The organism is Coriobacteriaceae bacterium (assembly GCA_025757745.1).
Classification (GTDB): Bacteria; Actinomycetota; Coriobacteriia; order Coriobacteriales; family Coriobacteriaceae; genus Collinsella.
In genome coordinates, this window is the sequence record CP107217.1 from 140,231 (window position 1) to 159,289 (window position 19,059).

At 58.5% G+C, this 19,059-nt stretch carries 7 protein-coding genes; all 7 read left to right on the top strand.

The features are described 5' to 3' along the window. Positions 1-561: 561 nt before the first annotated feature. The 7 genes from OGM60_00580 to OGM60_00610 all read left to right on the top strand — a co-directional run bounded on the left by OGM60_00580 (position 562) and on the right by OGM60_00610 (position 18,916). Positions 562-2,592: an FAD-dependent oxidoreductase gene (locus tag OGM60_00580; GenBank protein ID UYI99317.1), complete on the top strand. Its 2,031-nt coding sequence runs from the start codon at positions 562-564 to the stop codon at positions 2,590-2,592. Between the two features lie 234 nt (positions 2,593-2,826). Then, a complete protein-coding gene (locus OGM60_00585; GenBank protein ID UYI99318.1) occupies positions 2,827-4,131 on the top strand; it encodes a DUF4143 domain-containing protein in 1,305 nt (434 codons plus the stop codon). Positions 4,132-4,424: 293 nt separating this feature from the next. Beyond that, positions 4,425-5,444 carry a hypothetical protein gene (locus tag OGM60_00590; GenBank protein UYI99319.1) on the top strand — a complete coding sequence of 340 codons (1,020 nt, stop codon included), beginning with the start codon at positions 4,425-4,427 and terminating at the stop codon, positions 5,442-5,444. After that, positions 5,441-6,235 (top strand): hypothetical protein, encoded by a 795-nt coding sequence (locus tag OGM60_00595; protein ID UYI99320.1) that lies wholly within the window; start codon positions 5,441-5,443, stop codon positions 6,233-6,235. Before OGM60_00590 ends, OGM60_00595 begins: the two co-directional genes overlap by 4 nt. A gap of 24 nt (positions 6,236-6,259) precedes the next feature. Next, a complete protein-coding gene (locus OGM60_00600) occupies positions 6,260-7,273 on the top strand; it encodes a hypothetical protein (GenBank protein ID UYI99321.1) in 1,014 nt (337 codons plus the stop codon). A 65-nt stretch (positions 7,274-7,338) separates the two neighbouring features. Next, positions 7,339-18,102 (top strand): hypothetical protein, encoded by a 10,764-nt coding sequence (locus tag OGM60_00605; protein UYI99322.1) that lies wholly within the window; start codon positions 7,339-7,341, stop codon positions 18,100-18,102. Positions 18,103-18,520: 418 nt separating this feature from the next. Beyond that, complete coding sequence (locus OGM60_00610) at positions 18,521-18,916, top strand: transposase (protein UYI99323.1); 396 nt, start codon at positions 18,521-18,523, stop codon at positions 18,914-18,916. The last annotated feature ends 143 nt before the right edge of the window (positions 18,917-19,059 follow it).

Here is a 19,059-nt window from a genome sequence, read left to right on the forward strand (position 1 = left end):
GGTGTTACAGATCGAGATGTTTCGGCAGGACGATCTTTGTTTGTCTAAATCTGTAACACGAGGGACGGATTTTGCCGAGTTGTTGTTACAGATTGAGATTTTCTAGCAGGCGGGTTTGGTTTGTCTTGATCTGTAACACCTGGGGTCGTTTTTGGCCGATGGATGTTACAGATCGAGACATTTTGTTGGGACGGTTCCCGTTGTCCCGATCTGTAACGGGTAGGGGCCAAAAGTGGGCCTAGATGTTACAGATTGAGATGTTTGGTCGGACCGAATTTGTTCGTCTCGATTTGTAATATCTAGGGTCGTTTTTGGTCTGTAAGTGTTACAGATCGAGATTTTCCGACGGACCGCTCCCGTTTGTCTTGATCTGTAACAGTAAGACCCGGTTTTTGCCGAGTAACTGTTACAGATTGAGACAAACCGACGGGCCGTCCCGCCCCATCCACCTGCCGTCACCTGATATTCGCCGATTTTCGTTGTGCCGCCGTACCCCCATGCCATATCCTCTAGACAACTACGCGGCACCATCGCCGCCGCGCCTACAAGAGAGGAATGTCCATGACCGCACCTGCATCCAAACTGCTCCAGCCCATTACGGTTGGCCCCCTTGAGCTCAAGAACCGCATTATGTTTCCGCCGCTGACCACCGGCTACGAGGAGCGTGACGGCTCCATTGGCGAGCGCAGCCTGGCTTTTTACGAGCGCCTGGCCCGTGGCGGCGTGAGCTACATCGTCATCGGCGACGTCGCTCCCGTCATGACCGCGAGCCCCACGCCCAAGCTGGCGACCGACGCCCAGATCCCCACGTTTAAGGCACTGGCCGACGCCGTCCACAAGCACGGCGCCAAGATTGCGCTGCAGCTGTTCCACCCCGAGTACGACGTGCCCGGTGTCGGCCGCATGGTCATGGGTTCCATGGCTGCCGCCAAGGCCGCGCAGGAGGCCAAGGCTGCCGGCGACGAGGAGACCTTTGCCGCCAAGATGGCCGAGTCCAACGAGATCCGCAAACAGGCCTATGCCAAGCTGCACCACGACATGCAGCACTTCGTGAACGAGGCGAGCGTAGAGCAGCTCACCCAGATCAAGGAGGCTATCGCTGCCTCGGCCGCTCGCGCGCAGCAGGCCGGAATCGACGCCATCGAGGTCCACGGCGACCGCCTGGTGGGTTCGCTGTGCTCGGCCATCCTCAACAAGCGCACCGACGAGTACGGCGGCTCGTTCGAGAACCGCGTTCGCTATGCGCTCGAGGTCGTCGCTGCCATTAAGGAAGCCGCGCCGCAGCTGATGGTGGAGTACAAGCTCCCCGTGATCATGGAGAACCCCGACGGCACGCCGCGCGGTAAGGGCGGCCTGCAGCCCGACGAGGCCTGCGAGTTTGCCAAGCTGCTCGAGAGCGCGGGCATCGACATGATCCAGGTTGCACAGGCAAATCACACCGGCAACATGGGCGACACCATTCCGCCCATGGGCGCCATGCCCTACAACTGGACGCTACCCGTGGCCGAGCGCGTCAAGGCCCTGGTCTCCGTGCCGGTGGCAACCGTCGGCCGCGTGGTCTCGGTCGAGGCCGGCGAGAAGATTCTGGAAGACGGCGCGGCCGACATCGTCGCCTATGGCCGCTCGCTCATGTGCGACCCCGACATTGCGCTGAAGGCCGCCACGGGCGAGCCCATTCGCGAGTGCCTCAACTGCAATAAGGGCTGTGTCGACGCGATTCAAAACCGCAAGTACATCTCGTGCGTGCTTAATGCCGAGAACGGCGACGAGGCGACCATCGCCATCAAGCCGGGCGAGGGCGACAAGAAGATCGCCGTGGTGGGCGGCGGTATTGCCGGCCTGGAGGCCGCGCGCGTGGCGGCCAAGCGCGGCTACGACGTGACCGTCTACGAGGCGAGCGATCATCTGGGCGGCCAGATTGTGCTGGCGGCCGCGCCTCCGCGCAAGGACGAGATCATGCGCTCGGTCGAGTATTACGAGAAGATTCTGCCCGGCCTGGGCGTGAAGGTTGAGCTCAACCATGCCGCTACCGCTGAGGACCTCAACGCCGCCGACGCCGCGATTGTGGCCGTGGGCGCGCACGACGTGGTCATCCCCGTTCCGGGTGCCGACTCGGAGAAGGTCGTCTCGAGCTGGGACGTGCTGGCCGGCAAGGTGGAGCTCAGCGACCGCGTCGCCGTCATTGGCGGTGGCCTGGTGGGCACCGAGACTGCCGAGTACCTGCTGCAGCACGGCTGCGAGGTGGCGATCGTGGAGATGCTCGACAAGATTGCCGCGGGCGAGTCCGAGACCATTCTGCCGCTGATCATGAGCGACTTTGCAGAGCACAACGTGGAGCAGCACGTGAAGACCCGCCTGACCGCCATTACCGACGAGGGCGTGGAGGCCATTCGCACCACCGAGGACGGCGCCGAGGAGCCGGTGAAGATCGCCTGCGATTACGTGGTGATGGCCGTGGGCTCCAAGGCCAACGCGTTTGACCTGGACGGCGTGACGGTACCCGTGACCTACGTGGGCGACTGCTCGGGCGAGCGCACCGCCGACATCGCGAGCGCCATTCGCACGGCGTATCACGCGGCCAACGAGCTCTAAGCAAGAAAACTATCGCGTATTGAGTGGGCGGGGAGTGACGTATCGGTGCTCCCCGCCTTTTTGTCGATAAGAGTGCCTCTGACCAGCGGGTTCAGAAAATCCGAATCTCATGCACCAGAAAATCCGAATTATATGAACACGAAAATCCGAATCGCAACCACCCGAAAATCCGAATTTGCTACAGTGGTATAGAAGAATCAGAAAGCAGGAACTGGAAATCTGCGGAGGTGGCTCATGGCAGGTGAGAGGCCACATCGGGACGGATACATCCCACGTATCGTGGATGCGAAAATCGAGCGCTACCTTCGTGTCTTTGGCGCGGTCGAGATTGCGGGCACCAAGTGGTGCGGCAAGACGTGGGCCGCGCTCGAGCACGGGGCGTCCGCCTCGTATGTCGACGAGAATCTCGACCTCGCGCGTGCCGACCCAGCGATGATGTTGCTGGGAGACCGTCCGCATATTATCGATGAGTGGCAGCGCGTTCCCCAGATTTGGGACTACGTTAGACACGAGGTTGACCGCACCCGGGGTACGCGCGGCGCCTATATCCTCACGGGTTCCGCCACGCCCGCGTTTGGCTCAAAGGCGGAGGCGCCCGCGCATAGTGGAGCTGGCCGCATCGGCCGCGTCCGCATGCACCCCATGACGCTTGCCGAGACAGGTGAGTCCAACGGCAAGGTGAGCCTGGCGGGCTTGTTTGAGCATCGTTTTGAGCCCTGCCGGTGCGATGGCGATACACCGGGGCTTGTCGAAGCCGCTTGCCGCGGCGGCTGGCCCGAGGCGATCGATATGGTTTCGGCTGACGCCCAGCTCATCGCCCGCGAATATCTCAACACCACGTTTTCGAGCAGCTTCCCGGCGGTCGGTCTCGACCTCGATATTGCTCGTCGAGTCTCCGCATCGATCGCGCGCAATCTGGGACAGGCAACCACGTATAAAACGATTCTTATGGATATGTTCGGTGCCGAGGAGGAACCCGCAGCGTTTGCCGATGAGACCAAGGTGCGCAGGTACCTGGATGCCCTCAAAGGCATGTTCATTCTCGAGGAGGTCCCCGGTTGGGTTCCCGCCGCGCGCGACAAACGGCGCTTTACCGTCAAGCCCAAGCGCTATCTGGCAGATCCGAGCCTTGCTTGCGCCTTGCTAGGTATGTCCTCGCAGGCGCTGCTTGCCGACTGGCAGACATTTGGTCTGGTGTTTGAGAATTTGGTCATACGCGACCTTTCGGTCTACGCACGTTCGCTCGACCTGCTGGATAGCACGCCCGTGCGCTATTATCGCGACGATTCGGGCCTTGAGTGCGATGCTATCGTGCAGCTAGCCGACGGACGGTGGGCCGCCTTTGAGATTAAGGTAAGTGAAGATAAAGTGAGCGCCGGCGTTGAGAGCCTCAGGCGCGTTCGCAAGAAGGTCTGTGGAAATCCTCGTTCACGCACACGCGAACCGGAGTTTATGGCCGTGATTGTGGGGGTGGGTGAGTACGCCCGCGAGGTCGAGGACGGTATCTACGTGATACCCGTGCGCGCGTTGGGGTGTTAAGGGGCGGCACGCCGTGTGTCCGCTGCCCGGTGCTGCGGATTGGTGCAAGGGGGTCAGGTTTGTTTGCACCATGTTGGCGCGAAGTAACCTGACCGCTTGCACCAAGGGTTTGACTTTTAAGACATCATTAAGGCTTGCGTTGTGGAGCGAACCGCAGGTCAATGCTATTCTTTTACCTTATCGTACGGTGTTGTATTCTGCCTGAATTCTCTACCTGCGAACAACGGATAAACGCGACCGAGCGGAAAAGGATGGCAAGCCCGCAAGCAGGGCAAACGTAAGCGATGAGTGGCATGGACCGACATAGCGAGCTCCAGCAGCACAAGACGGCGGCCGAGTACCGTCAAGCTGCCGACGAGCACGTGCGGACCCTCAAGGATTTCTGGAAGGATTTCCTGGTGAGCGGTCTGTTTGTGCTGGCCGCCATCGTTGCCATCTTTGCGTGCCTGGCCTGGTTTGCCGCGAATAACCGAGTGAGCGCCACCGGGAGCACGATCGCGGCGAAGGCGGATCGGTACACGCTGACCGCCGCGGGCGAGGGTGAGTCCGGCGCACACGTGGGCTATTACGAGCGCACGGACGCCGAAAAGCAAAACATTGCGAAGCTCGATACGACCGACGCCATGACGGTAACGCTCGGCTCCAACCTGAACAACGAGACCGCGGGCTCTCTGTACCCGGGTGCTCGCGGCAAGATTACATTTACGGTGAAGCCGCTGGTGGATGACCTGGACGGGGTCACGATCAACTTGTCGCGCGTGCTTAAGGTCACGAACATTGTTGGCGTTGTTGGGGACGGAGGAACGCTGGCGCCCGAGGCGGAGGCGCTCCTTGGCTTGATCAAAGGCCACTTGCTGTTCTTTACGAGCTGCGACCAGAACGGGTATTACTCGGGCTGCGTGGTTGATAGCAAGATCGAGATTCGCAAGAGCGAATTTTGCGAAAACGGCGATATGACCAAGCCAACGAACCAGCCCGTCACCATCAATCTGTACTGGGTGTGGCCGGAGTACTTCCAGAACTTCATCCTTACCGGCAATACGAATTACTACAAGAATCTGTTTGCGGCGGCGGGCGACGCAAAGTCTGACTACGGCGCTCTGCAGGCAGATATGAACGCGCATAAAGCGAACTACTTTTACGGCACGGCAAGTAGTGTGGAAGCCGCCAACGCTCCTGCGGTTTCGGCTGACATGTCCTTCAGCGACACCGCCATCTGCTCGGCGCTGTACAACAATGCCGACGAGCAGATCGGCAATAAGGTCAAATACATCCAACTTAGAATTAGCGCTCAGGAGGGCGTGAGCTCATGAGCACCATGCAAACGCGCCTCGGCGATGCCCGCAATTGGATAGAAAGCCACCGCGCACAGGCCCTTGCGGTCCTGATATTGCTGGCGGCAATCGCTCTTATCATCGGCTTATCGCTCTCGTGGTTTGTGGGCAGCAAAAGTCTGTCTACGGTGGGCAAGATTCAAACGCCCGCGCAGCTCAAGATCATGGGTCCCAACCAGACAAGCATCGAGCCCATCGAGATTTCGTATGACGAGTCACGGGGCGATGTGAAAAACTCCAACGGCACCGTGACCGTTCGGCGCGCGTTTTGCGTGCGGAGCGACAATGGCGATCCCGCTGCCGGCGGTCAAGCGTTTGAGCTGCAGGTGGCCAACACAACGAATATCACGGGGCTGACAATCAACGTGTACCACGTGACGGTTAACGAATCGTCGGCAACGAAGGGAGATGTGGTCGGCCTCGACGGGCTCAACCACATCTACTCATGGAGCAAGAGGGACCCCGGCACCCCGATTCCGTTCACCTTTATTAGTGAGAAAAACGGCTTGGGTCAAGAGCTTGCCGACAATGATCCGACGTACGGCAAGTACGGGAATGTCCAGAAAAACGCCCGTCCGCTGTACCGGTACCACAGGTTTGAAAAGAGCGAGCTTGATGGCTACAAGGACGGAAAGGCCAACGCCGCTACGAACTTCATTATCGAGTGCACGTGGAATCCGGGCGCTGTGACCGTAAACGGAAAGACGGTCTCCAACGTCAAAGAGACCGACATGGTTTATCTAATCGCTCGCGTCACGAGCGGCAACTAATAAGTAGGAGGGGAGGGGCACCAGATGAGGAAAGACAAGAACGAGCAAAATGAAATCGCAAGGCCTGCTGGCAAACACTTTGCACAGGTTGATGATTCTAAGACAGAGCCTTGCTGTGCAGAGTCGGCGGCCCCTGCTTCCAAAGTGCGCAAACGTCTGTGGGCAGTTGCGGTGCTGCTGTGCGCCGTTGCGATTGTGACGGGTATCTACCTTACCTATACGGCCTTTTTGGCGGGCGACTTCCTTAAGTCGGTCGCCGTTTCGGGCACGTCACAGGCCCTGTTTGCCTCGGACATGCTTACGGGCTACACGAATGAGACGCTGAATGACGGGGGCATTGCCGTCCGAAGCGTCATCGCCGACACGAGTGGGGAAAACTGCTCTTTTACCTTCCGCATTTACAACCATCTGCTGGGCGACAAGAACAAGGTCAACGACAAGGACGTTAACGCGACGCTGAGCGTGGAGGCGACGGGAACGACGGGCACTTGGAGTGTTAACGGTAAGCCCACGCTGGCGGCGGGCGGCACGGTCGACCTTTCCTTCCCTGCCAACAAGGCAACCATGTATACCTATAGGGTTACGTTTTCCAAGGCGGACCTCAACAAAGCATCCTTCACCGTTAAGGCCCAGGTCGGCCCCAATAGCCCCGGCACCAACCTTAAATGGCTCGCTGCCAAGATTGCGCCTTCCGAGCGTGCAGAGGTAACGGCTTCGGGCGTTTCGGGCGAGTGGGTCGATAAGAACAAGAATGATACGAATGTCGATGACTTTGCCGCCTACAACTATCGCGTGACCGTCACGGGTGCTTCGACCAAGGTGAAGCTCACGTGGAAGGACGGGGTCGAGCTCGATCCGTTCTTTCCAAAGAACCACAAGAACGATGGTGGGCAGCCAATCGTCAGTGTCGACTCGGTCACGCACGTCGGCTCGGTCACATACGATGCCTCTCCCGGCTCGGAAATCATCACTTTCTACCGGACGGGCTCGAAGCCGACTAGCTTTAATGGCATTGGCGTTACGTGTTCGGTCGCGTAGAACAAGTCGCAAGCATAGATTTCGAGACCCCGTACGGGGCATGAGATAGAACGAGGTAGGACCAGATGAGAACGGCAAAGCGCATAACAACCGCATGCCTGACTGCGATCATGATTTTCCAGGCGCTCGCGCCCTCCACGGAGGTGTTCGCGCAAGAGCTCGACGCCGTTATGGAGGCGTCCGTCTCCGCCGCGCGTGCCGCGGGCAATACTGCCCGCTCCGTACAGGATGCCGTGGCCACCTCGCTGCAAGATGCTGACCAGGCTGCATCTGATGATGTCGCAACGACTCCGGGCGCCGACGCTGGCGCTACCGAGGGCGGCGACGGTTCTACCAACGCTGGCGAATCGCAGGACTCCACGACCGATGGAACCACCAGCGGCGATGCCCCAACGGAGGGTGACGCGTCCCAAGACGATGCGGCTGCCGATGAGGGTGCTGCTGACGAAGAGCAAGCGGATGACGCGGACGCGGATGCTGCCGCGCAGGCAAACACCGCCCCTGTCATCAAGACCGTCGAGCAGCTCGAAGCCGCGCTGGGCGACAACAAGGTCACCACCGACGGCTCGGGCGCCGTTGCGACCATCAAATTCGGGTCCAACGCCGACCTTATCGCCATCTCCAACACCGACCCTGTCATCTATCAAAATGCGATCATCTCCAGGGACGGTTTGAGCGGCGTCGACTTCGACGTGTGCAGCGCGCAGGCCGTGAGCGACCTGGGCAATCTCGCGTTCCAGGGGTTCGGCAGCGATGCCTACCCCTTCAAGGGCACGCTCGACCTGGGCGGCAGGTCCCTTACCGCCAACAAGACGCTCTTCAACAACATCGAGCTCAACGATAACAACGGCACCGTAAAGCTCACCTGGAAGGGCACCGATGCTCAGCCCATCGTGGCCGCAAAGGTCACGGGCGCGGACAAGACGCTCAGCGCTGCCATTACCGTAGACAAGCCCGAGAGCGGCGATACGAGCGTCGTCAAGCTCACTTCGCCGCTCGTGGGTGAGGTTACGGGCGAGCTCACGCTTGACGCCACGTATTCGACAAGCGCGAATAGCCCCCTGGCGATTGGCATGCAATCGTCCACGGGCAATCTGGGCCTACTCGCGAACACCCTTACTGCAGGCGCATCGCTTACGATCGCGGGGCTGAACGGTCTGCCGGAGAGCTTCAACGGCACCCCCACCATCGATGCTACGGGCGCTGGTGCCAATGCCGGCGGCCTTATTGGCGAGGCAGGCGAGGGGGCTGCCGTCGCCCTTGCTTCGAATGTCGATGTTTCGGCACTGAGCGTCGCGGGTAATAATGCGGCGGGCGGCCTTATCGGTAAGGCGACCAGGCTTACGCTTGCCGTAGATACGGACAACAGCGGAAAAGATGCCTCGGGCAAGGATATCAGTATCAAGCCAGCGCACTCGGTTGGGTCGTCATCAGCCGGTACGTATGCCGGCGGCCTTATCGGTGACGCCTCGTTTGCCAGCGATTTCACTATCGAGAATGGCACCTTCGATTTTGGCGAGGGCGTGGCGCTCAGTGTGGCCAACACGACCGCCGCCCCCTCTGTCGGTGGCCTGTTCGGCGTGCTCGACATCTCGAACGGCGATGTGACCGTAAACGGCGGATTGTATAAAAGCACGCTGCAAAACGGCGCGGACAACAGCAACAACAACGGCGTGCGCGGGAACTACGGCGGCTTGGTGGGCAAGCTGTGGGGCCAGAAATACGGTGACGCACTGCACGCGTTCACGGTGAAGGGTGGCGCTGAGGTGTCGTTTGGCGTGGGCTCTAACGGCAAGCTCGCGTATGCGGGCGGCCTGGTAGGCTACCTTGGTGAAGGCGGCGGGAGCGACAACGTGTCCGCCGTGGTCATCGGCGATGTAACGGTGACGTGTGCAACCTCGGGCTACGCCAGTAATAATGGCAAGTACGGCGGCGCCGTGGGTGTCGTGGGCACAAACAACGTTCTAGAAGTGCGTGGCCTGAAGGTCAAAACCGCCAGCGGCGCTACCATCGGCGGCACAAACGGCGGCTTTGCCGGAGTCGTTGGGTCGTCGTGGCTCGGCGTCGTCAAGTTCAGCGGTATCACCGACCTGTCGGACGCCAGATTCGCGGAAAACGACCACACCGCGCAGCTGGTCTACGAGAACTTTAACTCGCTGATTTTTGCCGCCGGCAGCGGAAGCGATGCGGGCGTCAAAATGGGCGAAACGACGAAATGGCAGTATAAGCGTCCCGGCAACCCGGTCAATATCGATGACGTGTACAGCTATGGCCAGGTCATTCGCCTGGGCGGCGGACTGAGCGAAAACCTCATCACTATCGACGAATCGCACCAGTGGCACTTTGCCTCGAACCTCACAAAAACCGACGGTGCGTTTACGCTGGCAGACGCCGACGATTTTGCGAAGCTGGCGATCACTTGGCAAACGAGTGGATACTTCCCTGTCGTGAACGGTGTCGCAAACGACAACTTCACCAGCCAGATTCCTTCGGCAAGCATCAATCTTTCCAGCGACATCAACCTTTCGGGAACGGGCCTCACCGGACTCACTAAAGACCGAGCCCCCATTGACTTCGGTGGCGTTAATGAGAGCGGGCACGGATTTACCGGCTCACTCGATGGCGGTGGCCACATCATAAGCTTGTCCGTGGGCGAGCCCTACGGCATGCGCGGGGACATTGCTCTCGACGGTAATGACGCGAGTGCGGGCAACGGCAAGATCTATCGCCATGGTCGCCAGGGCCTGTTTGCCATGCTGGGCACCGGCGCCTCCATCAGCAACGTGACCGTTAAAGGAAGCCTGCGCTTTGACAATGGTGTCGAGGTCCACGCAGGATCGTTTGCCGCGAACATAACGGGCAATGCGACGTTTAAGGGTGCTACCGCCCAAGCTGCGATTACCTGTGACCAGACATTTGCTAACGCTGCCAACGTGGGTGGCATTGCCGGCTCCGTGATGGGCACTGCAACGGTGGCGTTCGAGGCCAACGGCAACACCGCCTCCGCCGCCAAGGCGACCATCACGTTCCCGAAAGAGCTCAAGCGCGGCGAAACCAGCGAGCTCAAGAGCGGCGCAACCATCGGCGGCGCGATCGGCTGGGTCAACGACAGCGCCACCACCATTAACGTTACCAAGCTCACCGTCGGCGGCACGCTCAACGTCGGCAACGCGGCGAAAGACAAGGTCGTGCAGGCCGGCGGCCTTATCGGCTCCATTGCGCAGGGATCGAATAAGAAGTCCGTTACTATTACTGGTCTTAGCTTAAATGGATTCAAAATGACCGTGGGCAAGAATGGCGACAAGTTGAATGGCGCTGGTGGCCTTTTGGGCTACAGCTGGGGCAACACTATCGTTACCATTGGCAAAGACAAGGTAAACACCAGCGCCGACACCTATGCCCTCAAAACTTCCGACAACACGACCGTGACTGCGGATGGCTCTACTGAGCTCGGCGGTCTTGTATACGCTGCTAGCGGCCACTGGATCATCAATGACTACGCCATCGACCTTTCGGGCGTAACCATTAACGCGGACGTTGCCAAGACGCTCGGCGTTCTAGTTTGTCGTGGCTGCAAGGTGGATAATAAGACGGCATATGGCGTCGAAAACTATATAGGCCTGTACCTGGAAGACAGGGCTTATTGGGGTACCGCCTACAGGGTGCCCAGCGGCAGCGAAGCCATTAACGCGTCGAGCGTAGAGTCCTTTGACGAATGGGTTGGCAGCGGTGTACAACCAAACAAAGGCAGCAAGCTCATGGACGCCGACTGGAACACGGTCGTTTCGCTACACACACAGAAAAACAAGCTGGACATGGACGGCGATTCCACAAAAGACAACAGCTACCATAATCGCTCGTCTTTCGGTCGAAGCCAGAATACGAACGGCAATACCCGCTACTTCTACAACCTCGACATAGCCTCTAAGAATTGTGAAGGCGGCTTTAGCGGTGGCCAAATCAATACGGCGGACAAGCTGCTCTTATGGTCTGCTTTCTGCTATGCTCCCGCCGGTATTCGTTCGACAATCGTTCCCGATGGTACGACAGGGCTTGATGGTTCCATAACCATAACCGGCACAATCGATTTGGCCGGCTACAGCTACTATCCCACTCAACCGATCGGAGAGGTGACGGTTAATAATGCGGCCATCACCTTCTACTACTCCAAGATCAAGGCCGAGCAGAATGGCAACAAACTAAACTCCGATGCCACCCAGCACGAGAACATGCACTGCGGTCTTTTTCAAACGGTGGCAGACGGCGATCTCACAGTAAGCAACGTCACTTTGGGTGGTACCGTTGGGCCCGTTATCAATGACGGAAAGAGCTCTACTGACGCTATTGGCGCGGGCGGAAGCCCATCGGGCGCGCTCGTGTGCCGCTACGTATGTGGGTCCAGCGACGGCAATGGCACCAAGATTAGAAAGATCTCAATTGATGGTCTTACGCTCAACAATCTGATTGTCGACGGCGCCAACAGCGCCACGGACGCTAACGCCTATATGCCTCTGCTCATCAACGAGATGCAGAAGTACGTGAGCCTGAACGCGAAGAATATCAAGACTACTGGGTACACGAGTGGCACCAAGGCGGCTACGTCGCTGTTCGGAAAGCTTGGTGTAGGCAGTGAGGCCGATCAGGTGACGGCGAAGTTTGAGCAAATCAGCTTGCCCAGCCGAAAGAACAATACGATCTTCACCCATGCGAGCCTGCTGGAGAGTTTTGGCTACGGAAGCACGAGCACGGGTTCTGCGGACTACACCTTTACTAAGGCTGATGCCGATGCAGGCAAGGTGACCTACGGATCCGAGATTGATGGGAGTACGGAGTACCCGGGCAAGCAGCTTTGGTATTACGACGAAGCGACGTATGGCGCCGTTATCGGCTATGTGACGGTTGATGGTAAGAAGGACGGTGACGTCAGGCCTTGGTTTGGTGGCTATCTTCCTTATGTTTATAAGGGAAAGGCCACCGAGAGCGGCGTCCAATATCATGAAATTAAAGTCAACCAGCGCATTCCAAAGCTGGTAGAGGGATGCGGCACATATGGCGATCCGTATGCCGTTAAGGACGCGACGGAGATGAACGCCATCGCCAACTACATCAACAACCAAACTGCGCTCGACGGTTGGGAGGTCACCATTGCCGCCAACCAGAGTGCGCTCTGTACTCGCCGCGGCGACAATAAAACCGACAATGAGGTTACGTACGTCTATAAGCAGGCGAAAGACACTGGGAAGAAGTGGGAAAAGAAGACCGGCGACACCACTGATCCTTCGGCCACGCTTTCCGACGAGATGATGCACCGCTATATCCAAAGCGCGTACTACAGTATTGAACCTACCGGGGGTAATACGATCACCCTCGACGGTGCATCGTTTGGCGGTTTTGGCAACAAAGCCAACCCGTTCCGTGGCGTCATCGTTGGCAACCCTAAAGGTGATAAAAAGGCAACCATCAAGATAGAGAATAACGAGGGTTCGCTTCGCGGCCTCATTCCCTATAGTTATGGCAGCGTGGTGCGCAATCTCAACATCAACTATGTGAATGCGCACGCGACTATTACTTATTCTGAGAAGGATGCGGACGGCGTCCCGACGGCGTTTTTCGGCGGCGTTATCGGCTGCATTCTTGGCGGCGATAACATTATTGATGGCGTGGTCGTAAACAATCCAAATAACGGTTCGACAGCGTACGGCTTTACCGTTGTCAGCAACCCCGATGTCAGCAACCCCGATGTCAGCAGATCGCATCTTGTTCCCATTGGCGGCTACGTTGGCGCTATTGCGGGTGGCGGCGTGATTTTCCGCAACACGGGCACCTCGTGGCGTGGTGGTACAAAGAACAAAAAGTACAAGCCCATTGAGGAAGATGCCGCAAAGTATGACCAGTACGATAACCCTTACGTTGGCCGCGTGATCGACGGCTATGCCTTTAGCGAGGGCTGCAACGTCGATAACGGTGACGCCAACTACAAAATCAACGAGCTCATAAACAAGGAAACCCCCTGTGTCACCACCACGGGCACCGACAATAAGTACATCGGCACTAACGCCGAGGCGCCCGTGACCACGGTCGAAAACGCCCAGGGCCTTTTGGTGCTCTCGGCCATCATCAGCTCGGGTGCGGGTGCTGGCGCGGCACATACCAACTACTCCAATAATGGCGTGTTTCGCGGTTCCAAGGCTTACTGGGGCAGCGATTCGCAAGACCCGGCGATATGCGGCTACCTGTTTGGCAATAAGGAATATGGCAAGGTACGGAATGCTAGCTACGCAAATGTGGGCAAGCCTGAGAGTGCTGCCGGCGATTTCGAAATCGCCAAAAACGACGATCAGAAGGCCCCCGGCAAGCAGGGGTGGCACGGTCCGCTCGACCATGACGACGATGTGAATTCGCCCTACCTGGTGGCGTCCTACGCTGCCAGCTACGAAACGGGCTACGTGTGTGCATCAAAATCGATCGGCATGAGCCTGGAGTTCAAAGAAAATAGCACCTACGATATGACCGACTACGGCACGGGGTACGTGGGCCTAAACGGCCGCTACTATTCCAATGCTTGCAATTCGAACCAGCCGGGCACCGACCGCGACCGTATTACGCCGCACGTAGCCACGATCGACGGTAACGGCGCCACCATCACGGTGGGTACCGAAGGCACCGCCTACGGCGTCGTCGAATACGTCGACGACGACTATAAGGTCTCGGGCGTGGGTGGTCTATTCAGCACCGTGATGTTCACCTCCACCAATGTGGGGCAGAGCGTCACCGCGAACGACGGCGCGCAGGTCAAAGACCTCACCTTTAGCAACTGCAACGTAGCGCTCACCTATATCGACACCAACGGCGAAGCCAAACCAGGAGAGGCGCCGAACGACCTTACCGGTGCCGGCCTTTTGGCGGGTGCAACGGCCAACTACGACGACGGCACGTGCGGCATCTACCGCAACGTGCAGATGAAGAACTGCACCGTGTCGGGCGCAAAGAGCGTAGGAGGGCTTCTTGGCAGCTCGGGCCGCGCCAGACGAACTACGAGTGAAGACAGAACCTATATGGTCGAGTTCGGGGACGGGTGGGGCCCCGCGTATCTCTATGACTGCTCATACACTGGCCTTAACGTCACGGGCGAGAAGAATGTCGGTGGCTATGTGGGTACGGTCGCCTCGGCGTGCGGCGTGTGGACAACCGCAGACACAGGGGTGAGTGAAAGGACCGTTGGCAAAAACTCGACCATAACTGCCACAGGGACAGTGCCCTACGTGGGCGGCGTGCTCGGCTATGTCGAAAGAAGCGATATCTCGGTCAACACCAACATCGGCACCACCACAGCGGCCCAGTCGTCGTGCACGGCAGTCATCTCTGGGGTAAACGTGCTAGCCACCGGGTCGAACTCCGATGACCATATGGGCGCCGGCGGCGTGGTCGGACGCGCCCGTGGCGGCGTTATTTCTATGAGCAACGTGCGCATTGATGGCAGAGTCGGCACCGAGAACGCCGTCATCGGCGATGAGACCGGAACGAACAATAGCATCTACAATGCGGGCGGCCTGATTGGTGAGGTTACGAGTAGCGGTAGCCTCAACAAGTACTGGTTCGACGACTGCAATGTCAAGAATGTCAGCATTGCCGGCACCGGCAAATGCTCGGGAGGGCTTATCGGCTTCTTCTACAGCAATGTGAATATAGACTGCAACAACATTGAGATCGAGGGTGCTGCGATTAAGGGCAGCTGGAGTGGCGGTTTGTTGGGCGCGAATAACGCGAAGAACAGCGGATCCGTCGTCATCGACGTCACCAACACAAAGGTATCCAACACTACGTTTAGCGAAAGGTCCAACGGCGGCATTATGGGCGACGGGCGCGGCCAGTTCCATCTGGTAAACGTGCTCATGGACAGCAATAGCTACAATGCGGGCAAAACCCAGGGCGTACTCTTGGGCGAGGTTGACACGGGGGATGGTAAGTACAGCCTCTCCGCAGCGGGCGTGGAAGTAAAGCCCGGTAGTGGCAAGACCACGAGCGACCTGCCGCCGATGGTTTACACGACCAATACGAATACGGCTGCTGTTAACGAGAAAACTTATATTGCCTTCGGCGACTACAACGGCACGGCTGCCGCGCCCAACGAGAACAAAACGCTTTACGGCGCAGGCGATACTGCTACCACGGCAACGAGTCCGTACGTGACCACGAGGCCCGTGAGCACGCTGGCGGTGCGTGCCTCTGACGGCGACACCACCGACCGCTACCTGTTTGGCGACGGCGCCGCCATTGACACCGCGACGACCATCCAAAGCCAAGCGGGTGCCCGCGTTCCCGGCCGCTACACCTACACCAACATCGCCGGCATCAATGATGCCGGCGCGTACCAAAACACGAGCACCTATAGCGCGGACAGCTCAAAGAGCACTTTCAACACCAACAATGTTACTTCGGGCAAGAAGGCCGCAACCGACTTCCCTGTACTCATGATTTCCGGCAACGACACGACGACGGTCGAGAAGTATCTGAACATCGTGACTAACGGCGGCTTTTCCGATGCCCGCCGCCTCAACGGCAGCGCCAAGCACGTGACCGCCACCGCTGAGGTCTTCAATCTTGCCGATAACGGCGCCTTCGTCAAGGACGCAACCGCCTCGCAAGCGCCCACGCTCAAGGTGCTCAACAACGGCACGAGCTCCATGGCTTTCCGCGCGAGTACCGACTGGGACAACGAGCGGGGCCGCTTCACGCTGCTCACGGTCACTTTTAGCGAGGCCGGCCAGATCTACCGCGTGCAGGTGCCCATCATCGTTAGGCGCATGCTCGAGATCGACTTTACCGCCACCTACTCCGAAGGTGCGAACTTCAAGGCTGCCGACTATGCGACAAAATACGACAATCACGTGCTTGTGAGCAGCGGCGACACCATGACCGGTTACCTTACCTGGACCTATGGCAGCGCCCGGGGCGAGCCAGTCGCTTACGGCTGGAACACGCTGCTCGAAGCCGGCGGCTCCATGGGCCCGCTCAACAAAAGCATCACCTTTGGCGCCACGCTGCCCGAGGGCACGCAGCTCACACTCGTGGACACTGCTCATAACAACCGTGAATACCACTGCACGGTGGGCGCGGGCGGAGCGGTGTCGGTCAAACTCACCGAGTTTGTGGACGCTAGCAAGAAGGCCTACGTCGAGCCGTGGCTGAGTGAAACCGTGGGCGTGAAGGCCAAGGAGGACAAAGACGGTGCCTGGGTCAAGCTCACCGATGCCGAGGTCGAAGGCAAGAGCCAGGTCGAGCTCGAGAAGGCGGCCGGCGCCAAGGTCGGCGGTGCGTACTACCGCGCGCGCACTTCTTCCGACGCGACGGGCACGTTCTATACCCTCTCCGTTGATAAGGAAGAGCCCAAGAGTGAGAACTTCTACTTGGTGGTGCGCACGCCGGCGGGGTCCGCGGGCGTCAACGGCTACACCGCCACCGCGGTGGACACGAGCCTCAACGAGCACATCAACTACCTGCTGCGAGGCAAGAAAGCAGCCGACGACAAGGCTGCCGAGGATGGGCACCAGAATACGGCCTCGACTTACAGCGTGACATCCAACTACACGCACGGCCTCATCGATGACAACGAGGGCGGCATCAAACAGATGCAGCTTCACGATGTCACCTATCCGCTTACCATGAAGGTAAGCGACACCGTGAAGTTCGACCCGAACCAGCAATACACAAGCTCCGACGCGCTGTACTACCAGCTGGATTCTTCGCTCGTGAACTGCGGGAAGAACGGCAGTGCTGCGGGCGCGCATGGCTACCCGACTGGAACCCAGGGCACGTATTCGTTCTACGTGACAGTGGGGGGCAAGTACTACGCCCCGCATGCCTCAACCGTGAACGGCAAGACGAAGTGGACATGGGGGGAGGCCACCGCTGAAGATCATTGCGCCGCTACGGGTGTATGGACCGCGGACGGTACGGACATGAAATTGACGCTGGCCGACGCGGGTCTTGGGGCAATTGATCTTTCCGGCATTCGCGAAATCGCTAAGAACCATGGCAGCGAGTTCACCATCACCATGAAGGCGAGTCTCACCATGACGGAGCCCGCGTGCCAGGCCGGTATTATCGCTTCGCAGAATGGCGGCACAGATAGGTACACAAAGCCCAACTATCGTGCGTACCTCTCTACGAATGACGAAACGCTCAGCACCAGTAGCAACTCGGCATACATCGACGGCAAAGCTGGATACTACCGCATGGACGTGGGCTCCTCGACTATTGCGCTCGAGGCTTCAAAGAAGTCGCAGCTGGGTATCAACATCGATGACCTCAAGTCCGCCGACGGCGAAATCGCTCTGGTGGGAACGTATGATTTGTCCAAGCTCACGGGTGCCGAGGCAATGATTTCCAGTGCCGATACGGTAACGTATACGTTGAGCTTGCAGCAGCGCCAGGATGATGGCTCGTATGCTCAGGTCAGCGGTATCAAAAATTACATTACGGTGCTCGGTAGCGACAAGTTGGCTAACGGCTCTTTGAGCGCCGATGGCAAGAATTACGTATTTACTGATGGCAAGGGGACTGGCGGCGCGTTCGCCACGCGCGACGGCAACAGCCTTGCCTTTGAGCATGCTTTCCGCGTTAAGGTGAACACGGATGTTGAGGGCAAGCGCCAAACTTATGCCAACTACCGCTTGGTGCTTACGGCCAATATTATGACCGGCAACGTTGTCAACGACACACCGGTCAACGCTAGCAACCTTGATGGCTATTCGCACTCCGACTACGTGACGTACACGCTGGCGCGCATCAACACCAAGGGCATTCCCCATGAGACGAAAACCAACTAGCCACGCGAGGGGCGGCAACCACCCGGTTGCCGCCCTTTTTTCTTGTTCGCCTGGCCTGCTGCTGCCCCAGCTACCCACCAACTTTCCAACTTTCCACTCAGCTTTCCACCTAAGGTGGAAAGCTGGAAAGTAAGTGGAAAGTTGACATGTTAGATGCGGGCTGAAGAGGGGTTAATAATTACACAAAGCATACCAGCCAAACAAAAAGATACCAATCTGGTTGGTAAAACACCGTCAATGGGCCGCGAGCCAACTAGCTGCGTAAATAAAACCTAAAGAACTGTTGCAAATGAATGGCAAATGCCCAGATGCCACCGCTGCAATTTTCAATTAACTGTTACGCGCAAACAGCAAAATGCTACTATCTAACAAGCACGTAAGAAAGCAGATTAACGGTTAAGGCTAAGAAGTGGCAGGTATGTCGGAAGCAACTAGGACTCGCACGCATGCGCCCGAGGTTAGGCAGCGCGCCGTCGAGACCCTCCAAGAGGGGGTCGGTCATCGCGCCCTCGCCGCAAAGCTTGGCATTCCCCAGGCCACGGCTCGTCAGTGGGCCCGCGCATATGCCGTGGGCGGTGCCGACGCCGTGCTCAATGCAGGTGCTCGTCATCACACCTATTCGTTCGACGTAAAGCTCGCCGTGGTTAAGGACCGTTTGGAAAACGGTCTGACGGTTCGCGAGGCCATGATCAAGCACGGGATTCCCAGCGAGTCTTCGGTTAAGGCCTGGTGCCGCCAGTATCGCGAGAGCGGTGAATCTGCGCTGGTCGATAAGCCGCGCGGTCGCAAGCCGCGCGTTAAAAAGGCGGAATAGCAAACGGGATGGTGCGCCCACAGGGGCGCATTTTTCTTGCCGCCCCTCTACTCCAATGCGGACAGACTCCTTACCCCGTACGTCTAAAACTCCCCAGTTGGCCGAAAACCTGCCGCCGCTACTCCTCAACTGAGCTATAACGT

Excerpts from the sequence above, each read along its gene's own strand:
- OGM60_00610 (UYI99323.1), top strand. The coding sequence starts at position 18,521 with ATGTCGGAAGCAACTAGGACTCGCACGCATGCGCCCGAGGTTAGGCAG.
- OGM60_00580 (UYI99317.1), top strand. The coding sequence starts at position 562 with ATGACCGCACCTGCATCCAAACTGCTCCAGCCCATTACGGTTGGCCCC.
- OGM60_00590 (UYI99319.1), top strand. The coding sequence starts at position 4,425 with ATGGACCGACATAGCGAGCTCCAGCAGCACAAGACGGCGGCCGAGTAC.
- OGM60_00595 (UYI99320.1), top strand. The coding sequence starts at position 5,441 with ATGAGCACCATGCAAACGCGCCTCGGCGATGCCCGCAATTGGATAGAA.
- OGM60_00605 (UYI99322.1), top strand. The coding sequence starts at position 7,339 with ATGAGAACGGCAAAGCGCATAACAACCGCATGCCTGACTGCGATCATG.
- OGM60_00585 (UYI99318.1), top strand. The coding sequence starts at position 2,827 with ATGGCAGGTGAGAGGCCACATCGGGACGGATACATCCCACGTATCGTG.
- OGM60_00600 (UYI99321.1), top strand. The coding sequence starts at position 6,260 with ATGAGGAAAGACAAGAACGAGCAAAATGAAATCGCAAGGCCTGCTGGC.